Raw genomic sequence first — 25,753 nt, 5'->3', positions numbered from 1 at the left:
GAGAAGTGGGGGGGTGGGGGGTATGGCGTGGAGGGAATACGAGGGCGGCGTGGACGGCAGAAGGGCGAGCGCACTGAAGCAGCGCGCTCGCCCTCATTGACCACTGTGCGAGCCGTCGGGGCTGCTCAGCCGATCGCTATCCGTACGTGTGCCGACGCGAGGTCAGCCCGCCCAGATACCGGAGTTCTTGTGCTCGGTGGCCTGGTAGTTCTGGGCGGCCTGGTCGAGCGCCTTGGCGATGGCCTCGAGCGTCGAGTGCAGGGAGGCCGCACGCTGGTCCCACTCGCGCTGGCGGGCCTGGTAGCCCTCCTGCGCCGCACCTTCCCAGCTGGCGGCGATCTTCTTGACGCCCGCCTCGAGGTCGTCGAGCTGCTGGCGGATGTTGTTGGCCGTACCGCGCACGTCGGAACTGGCCTGCGAGATCGTCGCGAAATTAACGAGGATCTGGCCTGACATGGTGTCTCCTCAGGAGTTGATGAAGCCTGGTCGATTCATGCCGCAGCGGGCCGACGGGAATGCCCGGCTGGCCCGTGCCGCGGCTGCTGTGCCGCTGCGCCGCACGGAGCGGCGCGGCTCCATCATCCGAACGGGGAAGCCGAAGCGGAGACGTGCGAAATCGACTGGGCCTGCTCCTCTTCGGAGGCGGAGTAGTTCTTCGTGGTCTCGTCGATCGCTTCCTTGATCTCACCCAGAAGCTGGTTGAGACGGTTGGCGTCCTCGTTCACCTGCGACTGCAGCTGGTTGTACGAGGAGGCCGCAGCACCCTTCCACCCGGACGTGATGGTGTCGACGACCGTGTTCAGGCGCGAGATCTCGCCCTGGATCGACTGGTTGACCGAGGAGATCTTGCCGCTGAACGCGACCATCTCCTCCTCGGTGGTTGTGTACTGCTGACCAGCCATAGTCAACGTCCCCCATGAGACTTGTACGTCGTACCGCGCCGCACCGACGGAGCCGGCTTGCGTGGTGGGCATCTCCTGCTGACGCCTTCGACCACTTTAACCACTCCACACGTCCGTTCCCAACTGTGGGAGGGCTCTTGTTGCGGGATCACCACATAGCCAACTGCCCCGCGGGGAAACCCCGTTCGCGGAATTCGGGCAGATGCGGTGCTTTCGGTCAGGACGGGAAATCCTGGCCAGAAAGGGAAGAGGTAGGAGGCGGTAGTCGCGATTTGGCGGGAGGCCGGGGCGATACTCCCGTGAAGGGTATCGGCCCGGCCTCCGTACGTCACGAAGCCTGCGGCTTATGGGCGCTTTGAACGTCCAGCGACGGGCCCGCGGAGAGGAGTTCGGACCAGGTCTTCAGGATGAGCGGCGGATGCGCATCCTTGTAGCCGAGGCGGAGTTGCGACTGGCCGCCCTCCTGGTTGGCCTTGCCGGCCTTCTCGCCGTCGTTGTTCTCGGGAACGGAGTAACGCAGACCGGTGTCGGTCACCAGGAACAGACTGCCGAACTTCGCGGACGGCGTGGAGGCCTGGCGGTACAACAGCCCGTTGCCGGGGGTGACATACGAGCTGGCACCCGGGGCGATCTTTGCGGGATAGTCCTTGCCGACCCAGGTCTGCATGTTGGGCACGCCGTTCGGGAATCCCAGCTTCTTGTTCGCCTCGCCCGGATACTTGGTGCTGGTGCCTTTGTAGACGCTGCAGGAGACGCCGTTGTCCGTGGGGCTGATCAGGCCGCCGGTCTGCGAACCCTGCTTGAAGTTGTTCGCGGCGGAGACGGTTTCGGTCGGCCACGGCATATCGATATCGGTGCCCTGGATCTTGCCCAGGTAGGTCTCCGCGTGGCCCTCGGCGTCCTGCTTGAGGGTCATGCTCGTGGTGGACACCTCCGCGGGCTTCATCGCCGTGCCGTCCGGGTGGACGTCCTTGGCGTTCTGGCCCTCAAGAAGGAGGTTCGCCACGAAGTCGGACACCTTGTAGACGCCGTCCGCCTGGACGACGTACTTCTGCTGGCTGTCGCGCGCCTGGAGCACCGTGCCGATGGTCCGCACGCTGTCCGGGACGCCCATGGCGGTGGTCCGCTTGCCCGCACCGGAGATACGGGGCATGGCGATCGGGACCGGGCTCTTGATGAGGGTGTCCATGAACTGCTGGGAGACCTTCTGTGGTTCGGCGGAGTCGCCGAAGATGATGCGCTGCAGGTCGCTGTTGGCCTTCTCCGGGCCCTGCGCCGGCGCGATCTTCCCGCCCAGGGTGGCGTCGAACTGGAAGGCCACGCCCTTCTCGTCGACCAGCCACCGCAGCCCCTTGGGGTCCTCGATGTAGAGCGCCTGGTCGTTGTCGAGCTTGCCCTTGCCCTCGACGAGGTCCTTGTCCTTGCCGCCGAGCACGAACACCGTCTGCTGGGGCTTGCTGTTCTCGCCGCTGCCGGGACGGTCGCACACCGCCCAGACCTTCGGCTTGTCCACCTCGTCCGTGCCGGGAAGACGGTCGGGCGCATACGGAATACCGACGGCCGGACCGTGCGGAAGCTTTCCGTCGAGCTCGGAATCCTTGACCTGAACGACCTGGAACTTATTGGGGTCGAGGAGAAGTCGGGCCGAGGCGAGGTTCAGGACGGGGTGCAGAAGCTTATGGCTTTTCCCGCTGGCGTCCGTGTTGGGCAGAACAACATATCGCGTGGTGGAGTCCGACCCGACAACGACATTGGCCCCGACGGTGTCCCAGCCCTGCGGAGCAACAGGCTTGAGAATGCCACAGGCTCCGAATCCCACGAGCACCACGACCCCCATCACGATGCTCGGTACCACCGCCTTCAGCGGCTTGGGGGCACTCTCGATCGAGCCGTTCGGCAGCGGCTTCAGAAATGCCGCATTCGTGCGCTTTCGAGCGAACGAATACGCATTCAGCTCGTCCCGGCGTGATGCCATTGTTGCTTTCTCTCCCCGCCTGTTGGATCCACATCGACCGCCCCCGGCACTCTCGCCGTAGCGCCCTCTACTATGCCGTGTGTCGATCGACCCGTACGGTACGGGTGCCACCTTCCAACGCACCAGTCTCAGCGGGCGACCGATACGCCTAGAGGCCACACCACCAGTAGAGGAGCAGGCCGGGGGATGTCCAGCGCCACCAGGGCTCGACGCCGCAATGGGCGGCAACAGCAGCAACAGCCTTCTGCTGCACCGCAATACGCGGGAAATGCTGACCAAAACGGTACAGCTCAGGGCAACAGAGGAAATGGCGGCCGGGGTTCTGCAGCCCGCCCGGCCGGTCCGGTGGCACCGCGGCTGCGCCAGCAGGCGGGAACCATCGGCGGGGTCCGCGTACAGCAGCTGGCCATCATCGAACTCGCCGTGGCACTGGTGCTGGTGGGCTGGTCGATCCACCCGGCCGCACTGACCGCGGCCATCGTGATCGCGGCAGTGCTCGTCGTTTTCGCGCTCGGCCGCCGGCGGCGGATTCCGCTGCCGGAATGGATCACCACCGTGCGGGCGATGAAGCGCCGCGGCAAGAACAGCGCCTCCGCACTCGCGGCCACCCAGGGCGTCGACCCGGCCTTCGCCCCCGTCGTGGAGTGCGAACCGGCGCTGCAGACCTACGAGTTCACCACCGAGGCCGACCAGCGGGCGATCGGCTTCGTCGGCGACGGGACGTTCCTGACGGCCCTCGTCCAGGTGGACGCCCGGGACGAGCCGCTGCGGCCGCAGCGCGGCAGCCACATGCTGCCGCTCGATGTGCTGCACACCGCGCTCGACATCGAGGACATCCACCTCGAATCGGTGCAGTTCGTCCAGTACACCCAGCCCGCTCCGGCTCCGCATCTGCCCGAACAGGCCGTCGCAGCACGCTCGTACGCGCCGCTGCAGGCCCAGACGCAGACGCCGGCCCTGCAGCTGACGTGGATCGCACTCAAGCTCGACCCCGAGCTGTGCGCGGAGGCGATCGAGGCCCGCGGCGGCGGCATGGAGGGCGCCAAGCGTTCGCTGCTGCGCGCCGCCGACCAGCTCGTCAGCCGGCTGACCGCGCACGGGGTGCGGGCACGGGTGCTCGACGAGCGCGAGGTCGTGGCCGCGATCGGTACCGCCGTGTGCGTCAGCCCGCGCGCCGCCAACGGCGCGATGGGGCGCGACGGCCGGGCGGCCCGCCGCACCCAGGAGACGACCCGGGCGATGCGCTGCGACGACCGCTGGCACTCCACGTACTGGATCGGCCGGTGGCCCCAACTGGGGCAGGGCGGCGCCCCGTTGGCCGCCGTCACCCAGCTGCTGACCAGCACCAGGGCGATGGCCAGCACCTTCGCGCTGACCGCCACGCACGGCGGCGGCCACGCCCCGGCCATCTCGGGTTACGTCCGTCTTTCCACCCGCAGCGAGAACGAACTCACGGCCGCACAGAGCGAGTTGGAGCGTCGTTGCGGTTCCGTGAAGGTCGGGCTCGTCCGGCTCGACCGGGAACAGCTGCCCGGCCTGCTGGCCACGCTCCCCCTCGGAGGTACCCGCTGATGGCTTCTCCCACCTATCAGCCCCGCGTCAACACCAGCGGCAACGGCTGGCGCAATCCGACCGGGGGCGCCGACGGCAGCCGCCGGCCCTCGCACCAGCAGCGTCCGGAGGAGGCGCAGGCCGGGCCGGCCGGCCCGAAGCTGCGGCCCGGATTCGGTCTGCGCGGTCCACGGCGCAGCCCGCACGTCCTGACGTCCGAGTCGCTCGCCTCGCTGACTCTGCCGGTCGGTGACGACGGCGTGATCATCGGCATCGACCCGCAGAACCAGCCCGCCGTGCTGAGCCTGCTGCGCCCGGCGCCGATGGAGATCGCCCTGGTCGGCAGCGTGTGGATGGCGCAGGTGCTGGCGCTGCGTACGGTCGCCACCGGCGCCCGGGTCGCGGTCGAGACGGCGCGGCCGCCGGTCTGGGGCCAGATGGCACAGGCCGCGGGCGGCGGACAGCAGTGCGTGTCGGTGCACGAGGTACGCCAGATCGCGCCCCAGGGACCGTCGGTTTCCAGCCCCGTGCTGGTCGTCCGGGACATGGGTGCGCGGCCGCCGCGCAATCAGCTCGCCCCGAGCCCCTGGCAGTCGGTGATGACCGTGCTGCCGTTCCTCGGGCCGCGCTCGCCGCAGATGCTCAGCCGCGCCGACCTGGTCGGTCTGCAGCGGCTTTCGCCCGAGGAAGCGGACGTTGTGACGCGAATCATGCGGCTGCCGGAGCAGGTCGGGGCGGTGCTGCCGACGCTCAGCGACAACGCCATGCTGTGGTGCTCGCGCGACGGCCACCAGTTCGTCATGACCCAGCCCACGGAGGCGGAGACCAACCTGCTCGGTGGGCCGCGCCGGATGGACTGACCGGCATCACGGGCCGGTTGCCCGCCGCGCCCGGCGCGGCGGGAAGCAGCCGGCCGTGAGCACGACGTACGGCACGACGTACGAGCACGACTTACGGGCGCATCCACGGGTGCGCCCGTAAGCGTGCCGAAAGGGCCCGAAGACGACATGACGTCGACTGCCGCTGTGTGCCGACTGTTGATTAGGCTGTGGGGAGCCGCAGGAGCACAGCACGACGGCAGTCGATACGGGGGCGGTGCCAGTTAGTGTGGGCGCAACCCCGGGTGGTGTGTTCCGACTTCCGCTACATCCGATCGATCCGCCTGTATCCGGTCCTGCCGTTCAGGTGCGTGGCAATACACCAGGAGGCACAGTGAACGAGCAGGAGGCTTTCCGTCCGGACGGAAACGATCCTGACGACGACCAGTCCGAGTTCGACCTGACCGGTGAGTTCAAGATCGACTTCGCCGCGCCGGCCTGGTACGCGAGCAACGACACCAACGGTGGCGGCGCGGGTGCCGCAGCCTCCCCCGCGGCTCCTCCTGCGTCTTCGTCCACCACTCCGCCCGCCGGGGCACAGCCGCCCGTCGGGCCGCCCACGGGCCAGCCGCTGCCCGGGCCCGCCGAGGCGGCACCGCCCGGATTCCCGACGCTGCGCCCGCAGGACGCGGGCAACGGGGCGCCGGCCGCCGCCGCTCCCCCGGTCACTCCGCAGGCACCCGCGGAGCCCGCGCCGGCCTCGAACGACGGTGCCGCCGGCGGTAATCGGCGCGCCGGCACCGGTGTCGACCCGTCGGCCTCGCTCTGGGACGACGACGAGGACGACGCGGAGACGGAAGCCGCCGCGTCCGAGCCGGAGTCCGCCACCGCCGACCCGGCGCCGTCGGCCGAGGCCACGGCTTCGGCTTCGGCTGCGCCCGACGCCCCCGTGGAGGGCGGTGCCCCGGCCCCCGAGGCCACCGCCGTGGCACAGCCCGCCCCCGTGCAGCCCGCGCCCGCCCAGCCCGGCCCCGAGGCCGCTGCACAGGGTGCCCAGCCGACACAGGGCCAGCCGCCGCAGCAGGGCGTGCCCCAACAGGGCGTACCTCAGCAGGGCGTGCCGCAGCAGGGCGTGCCCGCGCAGGGTGGGCCGCAGCAGCACGGCGTGCCCCCGCAGGCGGCCCCGCAGCAGACACCTCCGCAGGGCGTACCCCAGCAGGGAGTTCCCCAGCAGGGGGCACCGTGGGGCGCATCCGCCGACGGCCGGCAGCAGGGCGTACCCGGCCAGGGCGCGCTGCCGCCGCTGCCGCCGGAGTTCCAGCCCGCGGACCCCCAGGCTCAGGCCCAGGCACAGGCCGCCCAGCAGGCGCAGCAGGGCCGGCCGCAGACGCCCGTTCAGCCGCCGCAGCAGCAGGCACCACAGCATCCGCAGGCCGGCTACCCGCAGGGCCAGCAGGCGCAGCAGGGCGGCTACCCGCAACAGCAGCAGGGCGCACCCGCGCCGCAGCAACAGCCCGCCTACGGCTATCCGCAGCCCGCGTACGGCTACCCCCAGCAGGGTCAGCAGCCGCAGCAGGCGGCTCAGCAGGCGCAGTCGGCCGCGCAGCAGTCCGCGTACGGCTACCCGCAGACCGGCGCGCAGGGCTACCCGCAGCAGGGCCAGCAGGCGCAGCAGGCGTACGCCCAGCAGCAGGCCGCGCACCAGGCACAGCAGGCACAGGCTCAGGCACAGGCCCAACAAGCCGCGCAGGCACAGCAGGCAGCCCAGGCGCAGCAGGCCCAACAGGCCCAGCAGAGCCACCAAGCGCACCAGGCACAGCAGGCAGCGCACGCACAGCAGGCCCAGCAGGCCCCGTATCAGCCGCTCCCCGGGCAGCAGGCCGGCGACCCGAACGCGGCGGCCAACTACGCCTCGTACTCGCAGCCGGGTCAGCAGCAGCCGCAGCAGCGGGCCGCCCCCGGCGCGCCGCTCGGATACAGCGCCGCCGTGGAGCTGACCTCCGACCGGCTGCTGCGCAACCAGCCCAAGAAGCGCAAGCCGGGTGCCAATGCCCAGCCGTCCAAGTTCAAGCTGGGCGCGAAGAAGGAAGAGGCGGAGCGGCAGCGCAAGCTGGAGCTGATCCGTACGCCGGTGATGTCGTGTTACCGGATCGCGGTGATCAGCCTCAAGGGCGGCGTCGGCAAGACCACGACGACCACCGCCCTCGGCTCCACCCTCGCGTCCGAGCGGCAGGACAAGATCCTGGCGATCGACGCCAACCCGGACGCCGGCACGCTCGGCCGACGGGTGCGCCGCGAGACCGGTGCGACCATCCGTGACCTGGTGCACGCGATCCCGCATCTGCACAGCTACATGGACATCCGCCGGTTCACCTCTCAGGCCCCCTCGGGCCTGGAGATCCTCGCCAACGACGTGGACCCCGCGGTCTCGACGACGTTCAACGACGAGGACTACCGGCGGGCGATCGACATCCTCGGCCAGCAGTACCCGATCATCCTCACCGACTCGGGTACGGGTCTGCTCTACAGCGCGATGCGCGGAGTGCTCGACCTCGCCGACCAGTTGATCATCATCTCCACCCCGTCCGTGGACGGTGCGAGCAGCGCGAGCACCACCCTGGACTGGCTGTCCGCGCACGGCTACGCCGATCTGGTGCAGCGCGGTATCACGGTCATCTCCGGGGTCCGCGAGACCGGCAAGATGATCAAGATCGATGACATCGTGTCGCACTTCGAGACCCGTTGCCGCGGCGTGGTGGTCGTCCCCTTCGACGAGCATCTCGCCGCCGGTGCCGAGGTCGACCTCGACATGATGCGGCCCAAGACCCGCGAGGCGTACTTCAACCTCTCCGCCCTGGTGGCCGAGGACTTCGCGCGGGCACAGCAGGCGCAGGGGATGTATCCGCAGCAGCAGATGGGTGACCCGTACGCCCAGCAGCAGATGGGCGGCGACCCGTACGCCCAGCAGCAGTACGCCCAGCAGGCACAGGGCCAGCAGGGCCAGCCGCAGCAGCCGCAGCAGGGCCAGCCGCCGGCCGGTTACCCGCCGCAGCAGGGCGGCTGGACCCAGCAGCCTGCCCAGCCGCCGGCGCACTGGCAGCAGCAACAGCCCGCTCCGGACGCCCCGCAGCCCGAACAGCAGGGCGGCCTGGGGCCGGGGTGGCAGCAGCAGCCGCCTCCGCAGTGAGGCGCGGGCAGCACGCATGAAGGGGGCGGGGCCCGGCACATATCAGGTGCCGGGCCCCGCCCCGTCTCACGTCATCCCCCGGACGAGTGACTGACCTCCCGGCCGAACTCCGCCTGAAACCAGCCGAGTTGACGGTTCCGCGGCACTACTACAGCGCCTGCCGTCGATGGGCCTCCGCGGGACTCCACCTGCCCGCCACGCGAAGGACTTCCGTAGCACTACACCCGCCCACCCCCCGAAGGGGGGTGGGCGGCGGGGAAAAAAATGCGGCGGCGAAAAATGCAGCGGGCGGAAATGCAGCGAGAAATGCCGGCGGGGAAACCGGCAGGAATGACCGGCAGGCCCCTACTCCGCCCCCGCAACCAACCCCCGCGCCACCTTCACATCCACCGCCATCCGCTCCAGCAGAGCGTCCAGGGTGTCGAACTTCTCCTGCCCCCGGATATAGGCGATGAAGTCCACCCCGACATGCAGGCCGTACAGGTCCAGGCCGACGCGGTCGATGGCGTACGCCTCGACGGTGCGCGTCTTCCCGTCGAACTGCGGGTTGGTACCCACCGAGATGGCGGCCGGCATCGCCTCGCCCTCGACCTGCAGCAGCCCTGCGTAGACGCCGTCGGCGGGGATCGCGGTGTGCGGCAGGGTCTCCACATTGGCCGTCGGGAAGCCCAGTTCGCGGCCGCGCTGGGCGCCGCGAACGACAACGCCCTCGACGCGGTGCGGCCGGCCCAGGACCTCGCTCGCGCCGGCCACGTCGCCCTCGGCGACCAGCCGGCGGGTGAGCGTGGAGGAGAAGGCCTCGCCGCCGCCCGCCGCGCCGCGCTCGTAGAGGTCGATGACCTCCACCGTGTAGTCGTAGGTGGTCCCGAGTTCGGCGAGGGTGGCGACATCGCCGGCCGCCTTGTGCCCGAAGCGGAAGTTGGGGCCCTCGACGACGACCTGGGCGTGCAGCTTGTCGACCAGCACCTTGGCCACGAAGTCGGCCGGCTCCAGCGTCGAGAACTCCTTGGTGAACGGGAGGACCAGCACGGCGTCCACCCCGAGCCCCGCCATCAGCTCCGCACGCCGGTGGTGCGGCGCCAGCAGCGGCGGGTGGGTGCCGGGTCGCACGACCTCGCTGGGATGCGGGTCGAAGGTGACGACCACCGCGGGAATCCCCAGCTCACGGGCGCGCGCGACGGCCTTGCCGATGATCAGTTGGTGGCCGCGGTGCACTCCGTCGTACGAGCCGATGGTGACGACGCTGCGCCCCCAGCCCTCGGGGATGTCCTCCAAGCCACGCCAGCGCTGCACTCTGCCCGCTCCTCGCCCGAACCCTGTCCGTCCCTTGCGCCAATTCGGCATGGCGCAGGTCTAAGACTGCCATGCCGGGGGTGATGCTCCACGCGAAGGGGGGTTCAGGGCGGGCCTGCGCACCGGATCCGCCGCAGGCCACCGGCGTCACCGGCGGATTCGCGGGCGTACCCGCGGCCCGGACCGGCCCGCGCGGTCGGCTGTGGCACCTGGTGATCAGCTGTGGCATCCGGTGAGCGTGGCACGGGCGCCGGGGCCCACCACCGCCGCCCACTCCCCCGGGTCGTCCGCCACCCAGTCCTGCACCCGCCGGGCGAAGCCGGGCACCCGCCGTCCCAGCTCCATCAGCTGCCGCTCCAGGCGGACGGCGCCCTGCGGCGTGCGGACCAGCAGCGTCCCGGTGCGGTGCACCAGCTCTCTGGTGCGTTCCGCCGGCCGCCGTTCCGCGCCCTCGGCGGCCGCCCGGAGCAGCGCCTCCAGCACCCGGGTGTCCGGCTGTGTTCCCCCGCATCCGCCGTGTCCGGCATGCGCCGCCGGGTACGACGCCTCCTGCGCCAGCAGCGCGTCGAGCAGTTCGCGGCGCAGCGGGGCCGAGTCGCCGGAGCCGGGTTCGGCCACCACCGCCGCGAGTGCGCAGCGGACCGGTGCGGGGTACCCGGTCAGCAGTTCCACGGCGAGCGGGCGGAGCGCGGCGCGGGCGGCCGGTCCGCGTTCGAGGCGGCGGTCGAGGAACTCCGCGACCGGCCGCGCCGCGCGCTCGGGGCAGTGCCGGGCGCAGTCGCGGACGAGGTCGGCGATGCGGGCGACGAGGTCCGGCGCGTCGATACGGGCGAGCATGCGCAGCAGCGCGTCCGCCACCGGCGGGCCCTCGCCGCCGACCAGCCGGGCGCGGAAGGCGTCCAGCACCTCTCCGGGGTGGTCGGTGAGGGCGGCCGTGAACGCCGTGGGCGGCAGCTGGGGGTCGCCCGCGACGAAGCGCGCCAGCGCCCGGTCCAGGAAGCGGGAGCGGGTGGCCGGATCGCCCACCAGCAGGGCGAGCGCGGAGCCGTGGTGGGCGGCGTCGGCGCGCCGGGCGAGCAGGCACAGCGCGGCGTAGCGCAGCAGGGCGCGGTCGGGCGCGGCGGTGGCGTGGGGCGCGGCCCGCAGGCCGTACGACGCGGCGGCGGCCCGGCGCTCGGGGCGCTCGTCGTGCGCCCAGCGGTCCACGGCCCGGCACACGGCTGCCGGTTCGTCCTCGGCGAGCGCGTCCATCAGCTCGTCGCCCCTGGGGTGCGCGGCGGTCACCAGCGCCTCCAGGAGCGCGTCGAGCGCCTGCCGGCGATGGGTGTGCAGCAGGGCCTGCGCGGCGGCGGCGACGGTGATCTCACGGGGCCGGGCGCGCACGGGGCGGGCCGGGCCGACGCCCGCCGCGCCGGGGCGCTGCAGCGGGCGGGTGTCGTCGAACCAGGCACACAGCAGCGGCTGCACCCCCTCCGGGTCCGTCCGCAGCAGCACCGCGGCGGCGTCGAGGAACCGGGGGGACGGGGTGCCGGGGCCGGCCGCCGCGGACGGGCCGTCGGCGGGGTGCGGGCGCGGACCGTCGGCCGGGCCCACCGGACCACCGCCGTCCCGGGCCGGATCGGGATGGTCGGCAGGGTGGTCGGCGGGATGGTCCGCGGGGTGGACCCGTACGCGCGGGGGCTCGGCGAAGGGGCCGCCGGGGCGCGGCACGGTGGCCGGCGGGTGCGCGGCCGGCGCGCTGGGTGCGGCGCCCGTCCCGGCGCTCCGCGGCAGCCCGGCCGGCGGCCCGTCCGCCGGCAGCAGACGGCGCAGCAGGTCCATCCGGTCCTCGTCCGTCAGCGCCAGCCGCTCCCAGAACCAGGGGCCGAACTCCGCCAGGCCGGTGTGCTCGAAGCCGCCCGCGCGCAGCGCCCGCTCCGTGATCCGGTCGGCGAGCAGCCGCAGCACGCCCGTGTACGGCCGCGCGTCGGGCACCCGGAGCAGGACGCCGGTCAGCAGCCGGGCGGCCCAGCGGCGGCCGTCCACGGCGTCCGTGGCCGGCTCCGCGGGGCCGGCGGCGGTCGCCATCGGCACCAACTCGGCCAGCCGGAACGTCAGTTGTACCGTCCCCTCCCGCCGGGCGAGCAGCAGCAGCGCCTGGACGACCGGTCCGGTGCGCCGCCCGGGGGCGGGCCGGAGCCCGGGGTCGGCGTGGGCGCCCTGCAGCCACTCCGCGAACTCCTCGTGGGCGAAGCGGTATCCGCCGCCGGCCGGGACCAGCAGCCCCTCGGCGAGCACCGCGGCGGCCCAGCCGGACTCCGGCGGAAAGACCTCCTCGAAGGACATCCGGTCCAGCGCGCCCGGCCCGGGGCGAAGACAGCGGCGGGCCGCCTCGTGCACCTGGCCGGCGACCTGGGCGGCCAGGCGGCGTACGGCGGTGCCGCGCGGCGCGGGCCGGTGCGCGGCCGCCAGGCGCCCGGCGATGCGCAGACACGCCAGGTCCAGATGGGCCTCGAAGATCTGATGGCGGTCGGGGGTACCGAGGCCGGCCGCGTCGCCCTGGGGGAGCGCCGCCAGGACCTCCGCGAGCAGCCGCAGCGCCAGCGGATGGCGGGCATCGGCCGCGGCCGGCAGGCCCGGTGGCAGGCGGTAGCGGCCACGGGCGCGCTCCGCCGCGTCCTCCGGGAGATCGCCGAGCCCCACACAGGCGGGCAGCGCGGGCAGCGGACGGCGCGGCCGGTGCAGCAGAGCGGGCGGGAAGAGCGCGCCGGCCCGCTCCCAGAACTCGGGGCGGCAGGCGATCACCAGCCGCACACCGGCGGTACGCAGCCAGTCGGCCGTCGCCTCGGTCCACTCGGCCGCCCGCCGGGCCAGGGCGGCCGGCATCTCCTCCGGGCCGTCGAGGAGCACCAGCAGCCCGCGCCCGGCCGCGGCCGCCGCCCGGGCCACGCCCTGGGAGGTGGTGTCCGTCGGATCACCGGCCGTACGGCCCGCCGCGGCGACGATCCGGCCGGCGGAGCGCAGCGCGCGCTCCACCGCCGTGCGCACCCCGTCGTCGCCGGGCCGCAGATCCGCGCCGCGCAGCCGGACGGTCGGCGCCGGGACGGGCCCCTGCGCCCGGCGTGCGGCCAGCGCCGCGAGCTCCGTGCTCCGCCCCGTCCCCGGCTCCCCCACCAGGCCCAGTACCAGCGCGGTCGCCCGGCTGTCCTCGAAGCGCGCGAACTCCGCGGCGATTTCCGGCCGTTCGACCGGATCCCGCCACCGTCGCGGCCGTTCGGCGGCGCCCGCCGACACCTCGGTCAGGTGCCGGGCCCCGGCCGGATTCAGCTCGCTGCCGTAGGCGGGGACGGTCGCGGCGTTGCGCTCCAGCAGCGCGGCCAGCACACCCCCCGGCGCGGCCTCGGCGACGGCGCGCAGCGGGATCGCGTGGCCGCCCGCCCGGCGGCCGGAGTGCAGCGCGGTGCCGAGCACCCCGAGCACCGCGCCGGTCCGTGCGTCCAGCACCGGCCCGCCGACCGCCGGGCCGCCCAACCGCAGCGCCTCCCGGCCGCCCGCGCAGAGGTGGAGCTCCAGCGTCTCGTCGAGGAGATGGACGCGTTCGGTGGCCGTGTACATCACCCCGGAGCCCGGCCCGACGACCGTGCCGTCCAGCCAGCCGCCCGCCCAGAGCCGTACGCCGGTGCCCGCCGCGGGCCGGCCGGCGGCGATGGGCAGCGGCAGCAGCCGGTGAGGGCCGAAGGCGTCGGTCCGTACGAGGGCGAGCCCGTCCTCCGGCAGCGGTGTCACGGCGTCGGCCGCCACCAGGCAGGTCCATCCGCCGCCGCCCGCCGCGCCGCTGCCGGCCCCGTCCGCCATGGGCTGCAGCACCAGCTGTGCCGCCCCGTCCACCGCTTCATGGCTGGTGATCACGGTGCCGTCGGGGTCCGCGAGGAACCCCGTGCCGCGCGTGCGACCTGCCAGATCGCGGATGCGCACCAGTGCCGCGTCCACATCGGCGTCCAGCAGTGCCATTGCCGATCCTCTCGCCTGTTCAGTCCCCGAACGGTAAGCAGGCAGTGATCGTCATGGGAGGGAGCCGTTCCAACGCGCCCCCCTCTGCTCCTTGATTCACTCCGAGCGCCTCACCGAATGAGTGAATGGCCCGGCCTCGCTGGAGAGACACAGGGTGAGGGGGATGGTGGAGCGTGGGCCGGCCCTCCGTTCCTGTCCGGGCGGCCCGCGTTCCACCACCCTTTTCCGGGACGGCAGCCGCCGCGTGCGCACGCACGAAAGCCGGGTCCGCAGCGTCTCGTACGCTCCGGACCCGGCCACGGTGCACGGCTCCCCGGGTCATGGCCCGGTGCCGCCTCAGACCGCGAACACCGCCAGGCTCTTCGCCTTCCCGCCCTGGTTCTCCACCAGTGCCAGGAACCGGCCGTCCGGCCCGAACGCCGCGACCGGGCCGTCGCCCTCGAATCGCGGCATCGCGATCCGCGCGCCGTTGAGCAGCAGCCGCGCCTGCGCCTCGGGGACGTCCCAGCGGGTGAACGCCGCGGCGGCCGCGTCACCGAGCGGCATGACCGGCAGGCCCTCCCCCTCGGCGTCGTCCACCGCGGCCTGGAGCTGTTCGAGCGTGCGCGCCCGGTCCAGCTTGTACGGGCCGACGCGGGTACGGCGCAGCGCGGTCAGATGGCCGCCGACCCCGAGCCCGGCCCCCAGGTCACGGGCCAGCGCGCGGATGTAGGTACCCGACGAGCACTCGACGGAGACCAGCAGATCGGTCACCGGCGTCCCGTCCTCGGCCTCGGTCTCGTGGGCGGAGTGCAGCACGAACGAGGAGATCGTCACCGGCCGGGCCGGGATCTCCACGTCCTCGCCGTCGCGGACCCGCGAGTACGACCGCTTGCCGTCGATCTTGATGGCGCTGACCTTCGACGGCACCTGCATGATCGCGCCGGACAGCCGGGCGATGCCGGCGTCGATGTCCTCGCGGGCGAGGCCGTGCGCCGCCTTCGACGCGGTGATCTCGCCCTCGGCGTCATCGGTGACCGTCGTCTGGCCGAGCCGGATCGTGCCGACGTACTCCTTCTCCGTCAGCGCGAGATGGCCGAGCAGCTTGGTGGCCCGCTCGATGCCCAGGACGAGCACGCCCGTGGCCATCGGGTCGAGCGTGCCGGCGTGCCCGACCCGGCGGGTGCGCGCCATGCCGCGCATCTTCGCCACCACGTCGTGCGAAGTGAAGCCGGCCGGCTTGTCGACGATGACAAGTCCTCCCGGCTTGTTGCTCTCACGCTTCATTCTGCCGCGGTGCCCTCGTCGTCCTCGTCGTCGCCCGGCTTGCGGTACGGGTCGGCCTCACCGGCGTACTGGGCGCCCGAAGAGACCTCGCGCACCTTGGCGTCCGAGGCCCGCGCCTTGTCCAGCAGGTCCTCGATGGTCTTGGCGTTCTCCGGCAGGGCGTCCGCCACGAAGGCCAGGGTCGGCGTGAACTTCGTGCCGGCCGCGGCGCCCACCGCGGAGCGCAGGATGCCCTTGGCGCTCTCCAGCCCGGCGGCGGCGCTGGCGCGGTCCTCGTCGTCGCCGTAGACCGTGTAGAAGACCGTAGCCTCCCGCAGGTCGCCGGTGACCCGGGTGTCCGTGATGGTCACGTGCGAACCGAGCCGCGGGTCCTTGATGCCGCGCTGCAGCTTCTGGGCGACCACCTCCCGGATGAGGTCCGCCAGCTTCTTCGCCCGCGCATTGTCGGCCACTGGTCCGTCTCCTTCTTTCTTCCACAATTGTGCTTCCACCGGCGGCGCGCTGCCCGTACCTCAGGTCAGTCGTCGTCGCCGTGCAGCCGCCGGTGAACCGACAGCAGCTCCACTTCGGGCCGTGCGGCGACCAAGCGCTCGCAGCGGTCCATGACATCGGTGAGATGCCCCGCGTCTCCGGACACCACCGCCAGGCCGATCCTGGCCCTGCGGTGCAGATGCTGGTACCCGACCTCGGCGACGCTCACCGCGTATTTGCGGTGCAGCTCGGCGACGATGGGGCGGACGACGGAGCGCTTCTCCTTCAGCGACCGTACGTCGCCGAGAAGCAGGTCGAAGGACAGCGTCCCTACGTACATGCGGTGCGGGTCAAGCCGACCCGTGAGGCCTCGTATTCGGTAAGCCCTGCCGATATTTGGCAAGAACACAAGAACGGTACACGCAACATCCGACACCGTTCGACGGGATTACTTTCCGTGGGCCGGAGGGGACGGTGGGTGAGCGCATCGGCCCCGTCCGCGCGGCGGCACCCCCGCAAACGGCCGGGGCCGGCCGGCGGAGCAGAACTCCACCGACCGGCCCCTTCCCGCCCGTCGCCCGGCCACCACCCCGGGTGGACCGTGCTTCGCACGGACTGTGATCTGCGTGATCAGCCGCGCGGCTTCTCCCGCATCTCGTACGTCGCGATGACGTCGTCGATCTTGATGTCGTTGAAGTTTCCGAGGTTGATACCGCCCTCGAAGCCTTCGCGGATCTCGGTGACGTCGTCCTTGAAGCGGCGCAGACCCTGGATGTTGAGGTCCTCCGCGACCACCTTGCCGTCGCGGATGAGGCGCGCCTTGGTGTTGCGCTTGACCTCGCCGGAGCGGATGAGCACACCCGCGATGTTGCCGAGCTTGGACGAGCGGAAGATCTCGCGGATCTCCGCGGTACCGAGCTCGACCTCCTCGTACTCCGGCTTGAGCATGCCCTTGAGGGCCGCCTCGATCTCCTCGATCGCCTGGTAGATGACCGAGTAGTACCGGACGTCGACGCCCTCGCGCTCGGCCATCTGCGTGGCACGGCCTTCGGCGCGCACGTTGAAGCCGATGACGATCGCGTCGGAGCCGGACGCCAGGTTGATGTCCGTCTCGGTGACCGCACCGACGCCGCGGTGCAGCACCCGGATGTCGACCTCTTCGCCGACGTCGAGCTGGAGCAGCGAGGACTCCAGGGCCTCGACGGAACCAGAAGCGTCACCCTTGATGATGAGGTTGAGCTGCTGGACCTCGCCGGCCTTGAGCACCTTGTCCAGGTCCTCCAGGGAGACCCGGCGGGTGCGCTTGGCGAAGGCGGCGTTGCGCTCGCGCGCCGCGCGCTTCTCGGCGATCTGACGGGCCGTCCGGTCCTCGTCGACAACCAGGAAGTTGTCGCCGGCACCCGGGACGTTGGTCAGACCCAGGACCAGGACGGGGGTCGACGGACCCGCTTCCTCGACGTTGTTGCCCTTGTCGTCGAACATCGCACGCACGCGGCCGTACGCGTCGCCGGCCACCATCGTGTCGCCGACGCGGAGGGTACCGCGCTGGACCAGGACGGTCGCCACGGCACCGCGGCCGCGGTCGAGGTGGGCCTCGATCGCGAGACCCTGTGCGTCCTGCTCGGCGTTGGCCCGCAGGTCCAGCGCCGCGTCCGCGGTGAGGACCACGGCCTCCAGCAGGGACTCGATGTTCTCGCCCTGCTTGGCGGAGATGTCGACGAACATGGTGTCGCCGCCGTACTCCTCTGCCACCAGGCCGTATTCGGTCAGCTGACCGCGCACCTTGGTCGGGTCGGCGCCCGGGACGTCGATCTTGTTGACCGCGACCACGATCGGCACCTCGGCCGCCTTGGCGTGGTTGAGGGCCTCGATCGTCTGCGGCATGACACCGTCGTTGGCCGCCACCACGAGGATCGCGATGTCGGTCGACTTGGCACCACGGGCACGCATGGCGGTGAACGCCTCGTGACCGGGGGTGTCGATGAAGGTGATGCGCCGCTCTTCGTCGTTGACCTCGGTCGCGACCTGGTAGGCACCGATGTGCTGGGTGATGCCGCCGGCCTCGCCCGCGATGACGTTCGTCTTGCGGATCGCGTCGAGCAGTCGGGTCTTACCGTGGTCGACGTGACCCATGACGGTCACCACCGGCGGACGCGCGACGAGCATGTCCTCGCCGCCCTCGTTCTCACCGAAGTCGATGTCGAAGGACTCCAGGAGCTCGCGGTCCTCCTCCTCCGGGCTGACGATCTCGACGACGTAGTTCATCTCGTCGGCGAGCAGTTGGAGGGTCTCGTCGGAGACCGACTGGGTCGCGGTGACCATCTCGCCGAGGTTCAGCATGACCTGGACCAGCGACGCCGGATTGGCGTTGATCTTCTCCGCGAAGTCCGTTAGCGAGGCACCGCGCGACAGGCGAACCGTCGCGCCGTTGCCGCGCGGCAGCATGATGCCGCCGACCGACGGGGCCTGCATGGCCTCGTACTCCTGACGCCGCTGCCGCTTCGACTTGCGGCCACGACGCGCCGGACCGCCGGGACGGCCGAACGCACCCTGCGTGCCACCACGGCCACCGGGACCGCCCGGACGACCGCCGAAGCCGGGACGACCGCCGAAGCCGCCGCCACCACCGGGGCCACCGCCACCGGGACGACCGGCGAAACCGCCGCCGCCACCCGGACGACCGCCGCCGCCACCGGGACGACCGGCGAAGCCGCCGCCACCACCGGGACGACCGCCGCCACCGGGACGACCGGCACCCGCGGGACCGCGACCGCCGCCGCCACCGGGGCCAGGACGCGGGCCGGCCGCGGGACGCTGCGGCATCATGCCCGGGTTCGGGCGGTTACCGCCGCCGCCACCGGGACGGGGGCCGCCGGGAGCGGCACCCTGCGGACGGGGCATACCGCCCGGGGTCGGACGGGCGCCGCCCTGACCCTGCGGACGGGGGCCGCCCTGGCCACCGGCCTGCGGACGGGGACCGCCGGGGCCACCCTGGCCACCGGGGCGCGGGGCGCCACCGGGACGCGGGGCCTGCGGACGGGCCATGCCCGTGGAGCCACCGGAGGTGAAGGGGTTGTTGCCCGGACGGGGGCCGGACGGACGGGCACCGGGACGCGGGCCCGGACGCTCGCCACCGGGACGCGGAGCGTTACCGCGGCCCTGACCACCCTGGCCGCCCTGACCGGACGCCGGACGGGCCGGGCGCGGGCCGGGGGTGGCACCGGGACGGGGAGCCGACTGGCCGGCGGCGGGAGCGGCCGGCGTGGACGGCGGAGCCTGGAACTCGGGCTGCGCGGGGGCGGCCGGAGCGGGCTTGGGTGCCGCGGCCTTCGGGGTCGGCGCGGGGCGCGGACCCGGCGTCGGGCCGGCGGCGGGAGTGCTCTTGGGTGCTGCGGGGGCCTGCGGCGCCTCGGCGGCGGCCGCCGGGGCCGGAGCCGCGGGGCCCGGCTTGGGTGCGCCCGGCTTCGGGGCAGCAGGACGCTCCCCCGCTGCCTTGGGGGCGCGGGAGGTGCTCGCCTGCGCCGGGGACGGCGCGGACGGCTTCGCGGGGGCCGCCTTGCGCGGCGCCGCGGGCTTGCCGGCGGCGCGGCCGTTGCCGCTGCCTGCCTGGAAAGCGTCGGTCAGCTTGCGCACGACCGGCGCCTCGATCGTCGAGGACGCCGAACGGACGAATTCCCCAAGCTCTTGGAGCTTGGCCATGACGACCTTGCTCTCGACGCCGAACTCCTTGGCGAGTTCGTATACCCGGACCTTAGCCACTTCGCTCCTTCTAGGTCCGGGGTGTCCACCGGACCGTCGCTACTTCATGGGCGTACTCATCGCGTACTCATCGAGTGCTCATCGCAATCTCGACCTACTTCCGACTCGCGAGGTACCTGACCGCACGGTTTTCCGTGCGCTGTGCGTTTCTTGCTGCTGTGCCTTATTGCAACGGCGGCTGCTCGACGGGCGTCCGCTCGAGGAACCGACGGAGCTCCGTGGTGTCGAACGGTCCCCGGGCCCGGTAGGCCCGGTTGAACGCCCGGCGGCGAACCGCCAGGTCGAGGCAGACCGGTGTCGGGTGCACGTACGCACCCCGGCCGGGCAGCGTACCGCGAGGATCGGGGACACACTCACCCTCGATCTCCACGATGCGCAGCAAATCGCCCTTGGCCGCTCGCTCCCGGCATCCCAGACAAGTGCGCTCAGGGCATGCGCGGGCATGCGTCCGGCCAGACACTGCTTAAGTCTACCTCCCCGTGCCGGCCCGACCCCGCTGGGGTGAAGGCCGAACGGCTGCTCAGAATTCCCCACCGGGCGCCGCGGCACCACCGATTTCTCGGGGCCGCGGCGCCCGCCGGCTACGCCGCGTGTACTCAGTCCTGCGCTGCGTGCTCGGTGTCCGGGCGGATGTCGATCCGCCAGCCCGTGAGGCGGGCGGCGAGCCGGGCGTTCTGCCCTTCCTTACCGATGGCCAGCGAAAGCTGGTAGTCGGGGACGGTGACCCGGGCGGAGCGCGCCGCCAGGTCCACGACCTCGACCTTGCTGACCCGGGCCGGCGACAGCGCGTTCGCCACCAGCTCGGCCGGGTCGTCCGACCAGTCCACGATGTCGATCTTCTCGCCGTGCAGCTCGGCCATGACGGCGCGCACCCGGCCGCCCATCGGGCCGATGCAGGCGCCCTTGGCGTTCAGGCCGGAGCGGGTGGAGCGCACGGCGATCTTGGTGCGGTGGCCGGCCTCGCGGGCGATGGCGGAGATCTCCACCGAGCCGTCCGCGATCTCCGGGACCTCCATGGCGAAGAGCTTCTTCACCAGATTGGGGTGGGTGCGCGACAGCGTCACCGACGGGCCGCGGACCCCCTTGACCACCCGTACGACGTACGAGCGCAGCCGGGTGCCGTGTGCGTAGTCCTCACCGGGGACCTGTTCCTGCACCGGCAGGATGGCCTCCAGGCGGCCGATGTCGACCAGGACGTTCTTGGGGTCCTTGCCCTGCTGGACGACGCCGGTGACGACATCGCCCTCCCGCCCGGCGTACTCGCCGAAGGTGATCTCCTCCTCGGCGTCCCGCAGCCGCTGCAGGATGACCTGCTTGGCGGTGGTCGCCGCGATCCGCCCGAAGCCGGAGGGGGTGTCGTCGAACTCGCGGGGCTCCTCGCCCTCCGCCAGGTCCGTGAGGTCCTCGGCGTTCTCCTTCGCCCACACCGTCACATGACCGGTGTTGCGGTCCAGTTCCACCCGCGCCCGCCGGCGGCTGCCCTCGGTGCGGTGGTACGCGATGAGGAGGGCCGACTCGATCGCCTCGACCAACAGGTCGAACGAGATCTCCTTCTCCCGCACCAGCCCCCGCAGGGCACTCATGTCGATGTCCACGGCTACGCCTCCTCCTTGTTCTCGTCGATCTTCTCGTCCTGCTGCACGTCGCGCTTGTCCGCCTTGTCGGGCTTACGGCTGAATTCCAGCTCGACGCGCGCCTTGGCGATCTCGTCGAAGGAGACCCGGCGGGCGGTCGGCTTGCGGCCCTTCACGCCCGGCACCTCAAGATCCAGTCCGTCCTCGTCCACCGCGGTGATCCGGGCCACCAGCTCGCCGGCGCCTGCCTCGGCGGTCAGTTGGGCCTTGATGAGGCGGCCGACGGCGCGGCGGTAGTGCCGCAGCTCGGTCAGTGGGCGGTCGGCGCCCGGTGAGGTCACCTCAAGGGTGTACGGGGCGCCGCCCATCACATCGGAGTCGTCCAGGACCTGGGAGGCCTCGCGGCTGAGCTCGGCGCACTCGTCCAGCTGGACACCCTCGTCGGAATCGACCACGATCCTCAGCACCCGCCGCTTTCCTGCCGGTGTCACCTCGATCTCTTCCAGATCCAGGTCTCGCGCGGCGACGAGCGGTTCAAGCAGTCCGCGCAGCCTCTCGCTCTGGGTCGTGCTCATCCGGGTGACTCCTCGGCCGCGTGTGCTGTTGTGGGTGGGTCGCGTGTCGGGTCAAAGCCTATCGGTTCCGGCGGGGTACTGACGATTCGGTGGGTCGTCACGGATACTCTCGCCTGCGGTGATCACTACGAAAGACCCCGGGAAGTGCAACGTGCCGAAAGTGGCGTACGCGCGGAGAAGGACCCTGCTGGCCGGCGCCGCCCTCGGGGGCATGGCGCTGCTCGCCGGCTGCGCCGAGGACGACGGCCCCGGCGGGCGGGAACATTCCTCCGCCGCCGACCGGCTGCGCGAGCGCTCCGCCCGCGACAGCACGGCCCTGCTGGCCCGCTATGACGCGACGCTGCGGGCGCATCCGGCGCTGGAGCCGCGGCTGCGCCCGCTGCGCGCCGAAGTCGCCCGGCACGCCGAGGCGTTCGGCACGGACCGCACGGCCCCCGAGGGCCCGGCGCGGGACGCCGGTGCGCCCTCGTCCACGACGTCGCCGCGCAGCGCCCGGCCGTCCGCTCCCCCGGTTCCCCAGGACGAGCGGGCCGCCCGCGCGGCGCTCGGCGACGCGGAGCGCGCCCTCGCCGACGCCCGCACCACGGCACTGACCGCCGCGCCCCCGGAGCTGGCCCGGCTGCTCGCCTCGGTCGCGGCGGCCGGCGCGGCACATGCGTTTCTGCTGGCGGAGCCGGCCCGGTGACGGCCACCGGGCGGCACGGCGGAGCACGGACCAGCGAAGGGGCGTACACATGAGGGCCGCAGCGGTGCACGGCAAAGACGGACAGCAGGACGACGACGCGCACGGTGAGCTGACGGCGGTGCAGGCGGCGCTGGCCGCCGAGCATGCGGCGGTGTACGGCTACGGCGTGGTCGGCGGGCGGATCGCCGGCGAGCGGCGCACGGAGGCGCAGGCGGCGTACGACGCACATCGCGCACGCCGGGACGCCCTGCGCCGGGTGGTGCACGACCTGGGCGGTACCCCGCAGGCCGCGGCCGCCGCCTATGAGCTGCCTTTCCCGGTCCCGGACGCGGCCGCCGCGGTCCGGCTGGCGGCGGAGCTGGAGGACCGGCTGGCCGCCGTCTACGCCGATCTCGTACGCGCCGGCGGCGCGGCCCGGCGCAGGGAGGCGGCGGCCGCGCTGCGGGAGGCGGCGGTCCGGGCGGTGCGCTGGCGCGGCAGCGGCGTAGCCTTCCCTGGGCTTGCGGAGCGGGCCGCGGCCGCCGCTCCGTCCGGCTCCGCGAGCGCCGCCGCGGGCGCGCTCTGAACGACGGCCGCCGTGCGGTCTCCGCCCAGGAAAGGGACAGCTCAAGCATGGCAACAGCACCCATCGAACCGCCGCAGCGGTTGGTGAGTTCGCTGAGCGGCGATCCGGACGGTGCGGTGCGGGAGTGGCTCGCGGCGCTCCCGACCCTGGTTCAGCAGCGGCTGGACGCCTGGAAGCTGACGCTGGAACGGGTGCAGGCCCCCGGGGGCCGCAGCAGTCTGCTCGCCCTCGTACGGCAGCAGGACGGGACGCCCGCGGCGCTGAAGCTGACCGTGCCGGGGCGGGTGTCCGCGCACGAGGCGGCGGCGCTGGAGGCGTGGGACGGCTGGGGCGCGGTACGGCTGCTGCGCTCCGACGACACCGGCGGGGCGCTCCTGATGGAACGGCTGCGGGGCGCGGTGTCGCTGCGGGCGCTGCCGGAGGCGAAGGCGCTGCTGGAGGCGGCCGGGACGGTACGACGGCTGTGGGTGCCTGCCGAGGCGGGCCACCCCTTCGAGACGCTGGCCGGGCGCACCGAGGAGGCCGCGGTGGCACTGCGTACCGCCGGATCCCTGACCCGGGCCGCCGGACCGCTGGTGGAGCAGGCCCTGGAGCTGCGGCGCACCCTGCCGGCCGGGTCCGACGAGCAGTTCCTGCTGCACGGTGCCTTCCGGCAGGGCAAGGTGCTGGCCGGTGAGCGGGCGCCCTGGCTCGCGGTCGGCCCGTCGCCGGTGGTCGGCGAGCGGGCGTACGACCTGGCGGCACTGGTGCTGGACCGGTTCGAGGATCTGATGGCCGGCTCGGGCGCGGCCGCGGCGGCCCGCCGCCGGGTGGCCAAGCTGGCCGACTCCCTGGAGGTGGACCGCGACCGGCTGCGCGACTGGACGCTGTACCGGGCGGTGGACACCGGCGTACGGGAGGTGGCCGCGGGCGCCCGCCAGCGGGGCGAACTGCTGCTGGAGTTCGCGGCCTGGCTGTAGTGGACGGACGAACGGGCCGGCCGGGGTGGGTACCCCGGCCGGCCCGCTGCCGTACGGTCCTTACGCGCTGAGGCGGGCGACGGCCTCCTCGACCGTCAGCTCCTCGCGCTCGCCGGTACGGCGGTCCTTGACCTCGACGACGCCCTCGGCGGCCCGCCGGCCGGCGACCACGATGGCCGGCACGCCCAGCAGTTCGGCGTCGGTGAACTTCACGCCCGGCGAGACCCCGGCCCGGTCGTCGACCAGGACCCGCAGGCCCGCGGCGCCGAGCCGCTCGCCGACCTCCAGAGCGAGCTCGGTCTGCTTGGCCTTGCCGGCCGCGACGACGTGCACATCGGCCGGCGCGACCTCGCGCGGCCAGCACAGGCCCTTCTCGTCGTGCGACTGCTCGGCGAGCGCGGCCACCGCACGGGAGACGCCGATGCCGTACGAGCCCATGGTGACCCGGGCGGGCTTGCCGTTCTGCCCGAGCACATCGAGCTCGAAGGCGTCGGCGTACTTGCGACCGAGCTGGAAGATGTGGCCGATCTCGATGGCGCGGTCGATGCGCAGGCCGGCGCCGCACTTCGGGCAGGGGTCACCGGGCTCCACGACGACCACGTCGAGGTACTCGTCGACCTCGAAGTCCCGGCCCGCGACGACGTTGCGGGCGTGCTTGCCCTCCTTGTTGGCGCCGGTGACCCAGGCCGTGCCGGGCGCGATCCGCGGGTCGGCGAGGTAGCGGAAGGCCTTGCCGGCCAGGCCCTGCGGGCCGACATAGCCGCGGACGAGCTCCGGCCGGTCGGTGAAGTCCTCGGCGGTGACCAGCTCGACGGTGGCCGGTGCGAGGTGCTCGCCGAGCTTGCCGAGGTCGACCTCGCGGTCGCCGGGCACACCCACCGCGACGATCTCGCCGTCGACCTTGACCAGCAGGTTCTTCAGGGTCGCGGAGGCCGGCACGTCCAGGAACTCGGCGAGCGACTCGATGGTCGGGGTGTCGGGGGTGTCCAGCTCCTCGACGGCCCCGTGCCCGGAGCCGTCGGCCGGCGCGACCGTGACCGTCACGGCCTCGGTGTTGGCGGCGTAGTCGCACGCCGGGCAGTCCACGAAGGTGTCCTCACCGGCCGCGGCCGGGGCCAGGAACTCCTCGGAGGCGGAGCCGCCCATCGCGCCGGAGACGGCGGAGACGATGCGGAAGTCCAGGCCCAGGCGCTCGAAGATCTTCTGGTACGCCGCGCGGTGCAGGGCGTAGGACTGCTCCAGCCCCTCGTCGGTGGTGTCGAAGCTGTACGAGTCCTTCATCTGGAACTCGCGGCCGCGCAGCACGCCGGAGCGGGGGCGGGCCTCGTCGCGGTACTTGGTCTGGATCTGGTAGAGGATCACCGGCAGGTCCTTGTAGGACGTGCACTGGTCCTTGACCGTGAGGGTGAAGATCTCTTCGTGCGTGGGGCCGAGGAGGTAGTCGGCGCCCTTGCGGTCCTTGAGGCGGAAGAGCAGGTCGCCGTACTCCTCCCAGCGGCCGCTGGCCTGGTAGGGCTCCTTGGGCAGCAGGGCCGGCAGCAGGACCTCCTGGCCACCGATGGCGTCCATCTCCTCGCGGACGATGCGGGAGACGTTCTCCAGGACCTTCTTGCCCAGCGGCAGCCACGTCCAGATGCCGGCGGAGGAGCGGCGGACGTACCCGGCGCGGACGAGCAGCTTGTGGCTGGCGGTCTCGGCGTCGGCCGGGTCGTCGCGCAGTGTCTTGATCATCAAGCGGGACATGCGCTGGACCTGTGCGGCGTGGGCCATGGGAGATTCTCCTGCGTAAGAAAGGTGACTCCCAGGAGGTTAGCCGCCCGGGTGTGGCACAAGGAAATGCGATACCGCTGCGCTTGGGCCGGCTTCCCACGTTGTCGGCTTTCCCGCCGTGGTGGTTTGTCGCCGTTGCGCTTTGCGCCGCGGCGCACGTGGTCGGCTTTCCCGCCGCGGGAGTTTTTCGCCGTTGCGCTTTGCGGCGCCCCGTACGTGGTCGGCCGTCCCGCCGTGGGTGTTGTTCGCCGTTGCGCTTTGCGGCGCCGCCGTACGTGGTCGGCCGTCCCGCCGTGATGGTTTGTCGCCGTTGCGCCTGCGGCGGGCTGATTGCCGCTGCGCTGGCTGTTCGGCTGCGGGACCGGCCCTCCGGACTTCGTCCTGCGGTCCGCCCCCTCCCGTTGGGGGTGGGA

At 72.6% G+C, this 25,753-nt stretch carries 19 protein-coding genes; 6 read left to right on the top strand and 13 right to left on the bottom strand.

All coding sequences use genetic code 11. The features are described 5' to 3' along the window. Positions 1-162: 162 nt before the first annotated feature. The 3 genes from EST92_RS19955 to EST92_RS19945 all read right to left on the bottom strand — a co-directional run bounded on the left by EST92_RS19955 (position 163) and on the right by EST92_RS19945 (position 2,877). Positions 163-456, bottom strand: a complete 294-nt coding sequence (locus tag EST92_RS19955; RefSeq protein ID WP_006602760.1) for a WXG100 family type VII secretion target — start codon at positions 454-456, stop codon at positions 163-165. A 122-nt stretch (positions 457-578) separates the two neighbouring features. Beyond that, a complete protein-coding gene (locus EST92_RS19950; RefSeq protein ID WP_006602761.1) occupies positions 579-902 on the bottom strand; it encodes a WXG100 family type VII secretion target in 324 nt (107 codons plus the stop codon). Between the two features lie 328 nt (positions 903-1,230). Then, positions 1,231-2,877 (bottom strand): type VII secretion protein EccB, encoded by a 1,647-nt coding sequence (locus tag EST92_RS19945; RefSeq protein WP_129282236.1) that lies wholly within the window; start codon positions 2,875-2,877, stop codon positions 1,231-1,233. Positions 2,878-3,222: 345 nt separating this feature from the next. Between EST92_RS19945 and eccE the strand changes: the two genes are divergently transcribed. The 3 genes from eccE to EST92_RS19930 all read left to right on the top strand — a co-directional run bounded on the left by eccE (position 3,223) and on the right by EST92_RS19930 (position 8,433). After that, the gene (gene eccE / locus EST92_RS19940) at positions 3,223-4,449 is read left to right on the top strand and encodes a type VII secretion protein EccE (RefSeq protein ID WP_129282235.1); all 1,227 of its coding nucleotides are present in this window, start codon (positions 3,223-3,225) and stop codon (positions 4,447-4,449) included. After that, on the top strand, positions 4,449-5,288 hold the full coding sequence (locus EST92_RS19935; RefSeq protein WP_129282234.1) for a hypothetical protein: 840 nt from the start codon (positions 4,449-4,451) through the stop codon (positions 5,286-5,288). Before eccE ends, EST92_RS19935 begins: the two co-directional genes overlap by 1 nt. A 352-nt stretch (positions 5,289-5,640) precedes the next feature. Beyond that, positions 5,641-8,433 carry an SCO5717 family growth-regulating ATPase gene (locus EST92_RS19930; RefSeq protein WP_129282233.1) on the top strand — a complete coding sequence of 931 codons (2,793 nt, stop codon included), beginning with the start codon at positions 5,641-5,643 and terminating at the stop codon, positions 8,431-8,433. A 345-nt stretch (positions 8,434-8,778) separates the two neighbouring features. Here EST92_RS19930 and EST92_RS19925 read toward each other — a convergent pair whose 3' ends face one another. From EST92_RS19925 to rimP, 9 genes are all read right to left on the bottom strand, one after another. Further along, positions 8,779-9,726, bottom strand: coding sequence for a bifunctional riboflavin kinase/FAD synthetase (locus EST92_RS19925; RefSeq protein ID WP_129282232.1), 948 nt, complete (start codon positions 9,724-9,726; stop codon positions 8,779-8,781). A 216-nt stretch (positions 9,727-9,942) separates the two neighbouring features. Continuing rightward, positions 9,943-13,716, bottom strand: coding sequence for a hypothetical protein (locus tag EST92_RS19920; RefSeq protein WP_129282231.1), 3,774 nt, complete (start codon positions 13,714-13,716; stop codon positions 9,943-9,945). 336 nt (positions 13,717-14,052) lie between these two features. Further along, the gene (truB, locus tag EST92_RS19915; protein WP_129282230.1) at positions 14,053-14,982 is read right to left on the bottom strand and encodes a tRNA pseudouridine(55) synthase TruB; all 930 of its coding nucleotides are present in this window, start codon (positions 14,980-14,982) and stop codon (positions 14,053-14,055) included. Further along, a complete protein-coding gene (rbfA, locus tag EST92_RS19910) occupies positions 14,979-15,434 on the bottom strand; it encodes a 30S ribosome-binding factor RbfA (RefSeq protein WP_069571620.1) in 456 nt (151 codons plus the stop codon). The genes truB and rbfA overlap by 4 nt, the downstream gene beginning before the upstream one ends. Positions 15,435-15,499: 65 nt before the next feature. After that, positions 15,500-15,793 (bottom strand): DUF503 domain-containing protein, encoded by a 294-nt coding sequence (locus EST92_RS19905; RefSeq protein ID WP_129282229.1) that lies wholly within the window; start codon positions 15,791-15,793, stop codon positions 15,500-15,502. Between the two features lie 290 nt (positions 15,794-16,083). Beyond that, positions 16,084-19,212 carry a translation initiation factor IF-2 gene (gene infB / locus EST92_RS19900; RefSeq protein WP_129282228.1) on the bottom strand — a complete coding sequence of 1,043 codons (3,129 nt, stop codon included), beginning with the start codon at positions 19,210-19,212 and terminating at the stop codon, positions 16,084-16,086. A gap of 163 nt (positions 19,213-19,375) precedes the next feature. Next, positions 19,376-19,672 (bottom strand): YlxR family protein, encoded by a 297-nt coding sequence (locus EST92_RS19895; RefSeq protein WP_093485428.1) that lies wholly within the window; start codon positions 19,670-19,672, stop codon positions 19,376-19,378. A 136-nt stretch (positions 19,673-19,808) separates the two neighbouring features. Continuing rightward, entirely contained in the window at positions 19,809-20,807 is a 999-nt protein-coding gene (gene nusA, locus EST92_RS19890) for a transcription termination factor NusA (RefSeq protein ID WP_129250727.1), read from the bottom strand. 2 nt (positions 20,808-20,809) lie between these two features. After that, positions 20,810-21,361, bottom strand: a complete 552-nt coding sequence (rimP, locus tag EST92_RS19885) for a ribosome maturation factor RimP (protein WP_129282227.1) — start codon at positions 21,359-21,361, stop codon at positions 20,810-20,812. Positions 21,362-21,572: 211 nt separating this feature from the next. On the opposite strand from rimP, the gene EST92_RS19880 reads away from it, so the two are divergent. The 3 genes from EST92_RS19880 to EST92_RS19870 are packed head-to-tail and all read left to right on the top strand — an operon-like array spanning position 21,573 to position 23,570. Then, positions 21,573-22,046, top strand: a complete 474-nt coding sequence (locus tag EST92_RS19880) for a hypothetical protein (protein WP_254068920.1) — start codon at positions 21,573-21,575, stop codon at positions 22,044-22,046. A gap of 49 nt (positions 22,047-22,095) precedes the next feature. Next, positions 22,096-22,611, top strand: coding sequence for a ferritin-like domain-containing protein (locus tag EST92_RS19875; protein WP_129282226.1), 516 nt, complete (start codon positions 22,096-22,098; stop codon positions 22,609-22,611). Between the two features lie 47 nt (positions 22,612-22,658). Then, the gene (locus EST92_RS19870; RefSeq protein ID WP_129282225.1) at positions 22,659-23,570 is read left to right on the top strand and encodes an aminoglycoside phosphotransferase family protein; all 912 of its coding nucleotides are present in this window, start codon (positions 22,659-22,661) and stop codon (positions 23,568-23,570) included. Positions 23,571-23,630: 60 nt separating this feature from the next. Here the strand turns inward: EST92_RS19870 and EST92_RS19865 are convergent, their stop codons facing one another. After that, the gene (locus tag EST92_RS19865) at positions 23,631-25,340 is read right to left on the bottom strand and encodes a proline--tRNA ligase (RefSeq protein ID WP_129282224.1); all 1,710 of its coding nucleotides are present in this window, start codon (positions 25,338-25,340) and stop codon (positions 23,631-23,633) included. Between the last annotated feature and the right edge of the window lie 413 nt (positions 25,341-25,753).

Origin of the sequence: Streptomyces sp. TM32 (assembly GCF_004122755.1) — a bacterium.
In the GTDB taxonomy this organism is placed as follows: domain Bacteria; phylum Actinomycetota; class Actinomycetes; order Streptomycetales; family Streptomycetaceae; genus Streptomyces; species Streptomyces sioyaensis.
This window is presented reverse-complemented; position numbering and strand designations above follow the sequence as displayed.

Bases quoted from the DNA above. Each gene is read 5' to 3' on its own strand.
- EST92_RS19905 (WP_129282229.1), bottom strand. From the start codon at position 15,793: ATGTACGTAGGGACGCTGTCCTTCGACCTGCTTCTCGGCGACGTACGG.
- EST92_RS19935 (WP_129282234.1), top strand. From the start codon at position 4,449: ATGGCTTCTCCCACCTATCAGCCCCGCGTCAACACCAGCGGCAACGGC.
- EST92_RS19945 (WP_129282236.1), bottom strand. From the start codon at position 2,877: ATGGCATCACGCCGGGACGAGCTGAATGCGTATTCGTTCGCTCGAAAG.
- EST92_RS19865 (WP_129282224.1), bottom strand. From the start codon at position 25,340: ATGGCCCACGCCGCACAGGTCCAGCGCATGTCCCGCTTGATGATCAAG.
- EST92_RS19880 (WP_254068920.1), top strand. From the start codon at position 21,573: ATGGCGCTGCTCGCCGGCTGCGCCGAGGACGACGGCCCCGGCGGGCGG.
- EST92_RS19870 (WP_129282225.1), top strand. From the start codon at position 22,659: ATGGCAACAGCACCCATCGAACCGCCGCAGCGGTTGGTGAGTTCGCTG.
- EST92_RS19875 (WP_129282226.1), top strand. From the start codon at position 22,096: ATGAGGGCCGCAGCGGTGCACGGCAAAGACGGACAGCAGGACGACGAC.
- EST92_RS19950 (WP_006602761.1), bottom strand. From the start codon at position 902: ATGGCTGGTCAGCAGTACACAACCACCGAGGAGGAGATGGTCGCGTTC.
- EST92_RS19920 (WP_129282231.1), bottom strand. From the start codon at position 13,716: ATGGCACTGCTGGACGCCGATGTGGACGCGGCACTGGTGCGCATCCGC.
- rimP (WP_129282227.1), bottom strand. From the start codon at position 21,361: ATGAGCACGACCCAGAGCGAGAGGCTGCGCGGACTGCTTGAACCGCTC.
- EST92_RS19955 (WP_006602760.1), bottom strand. From the start codon at position 456: ATGTCAGGCCAGATCCTCGTTAATTTCGCGACGATCTCGCAGGCCAGT.
- truB (WP_129282230.1), bottom strand. From the start codon at position 14,982: ATGAAGCGTGAGAGCAACAAGCCGGGAGGACTTGTCATCGTCGACAAG.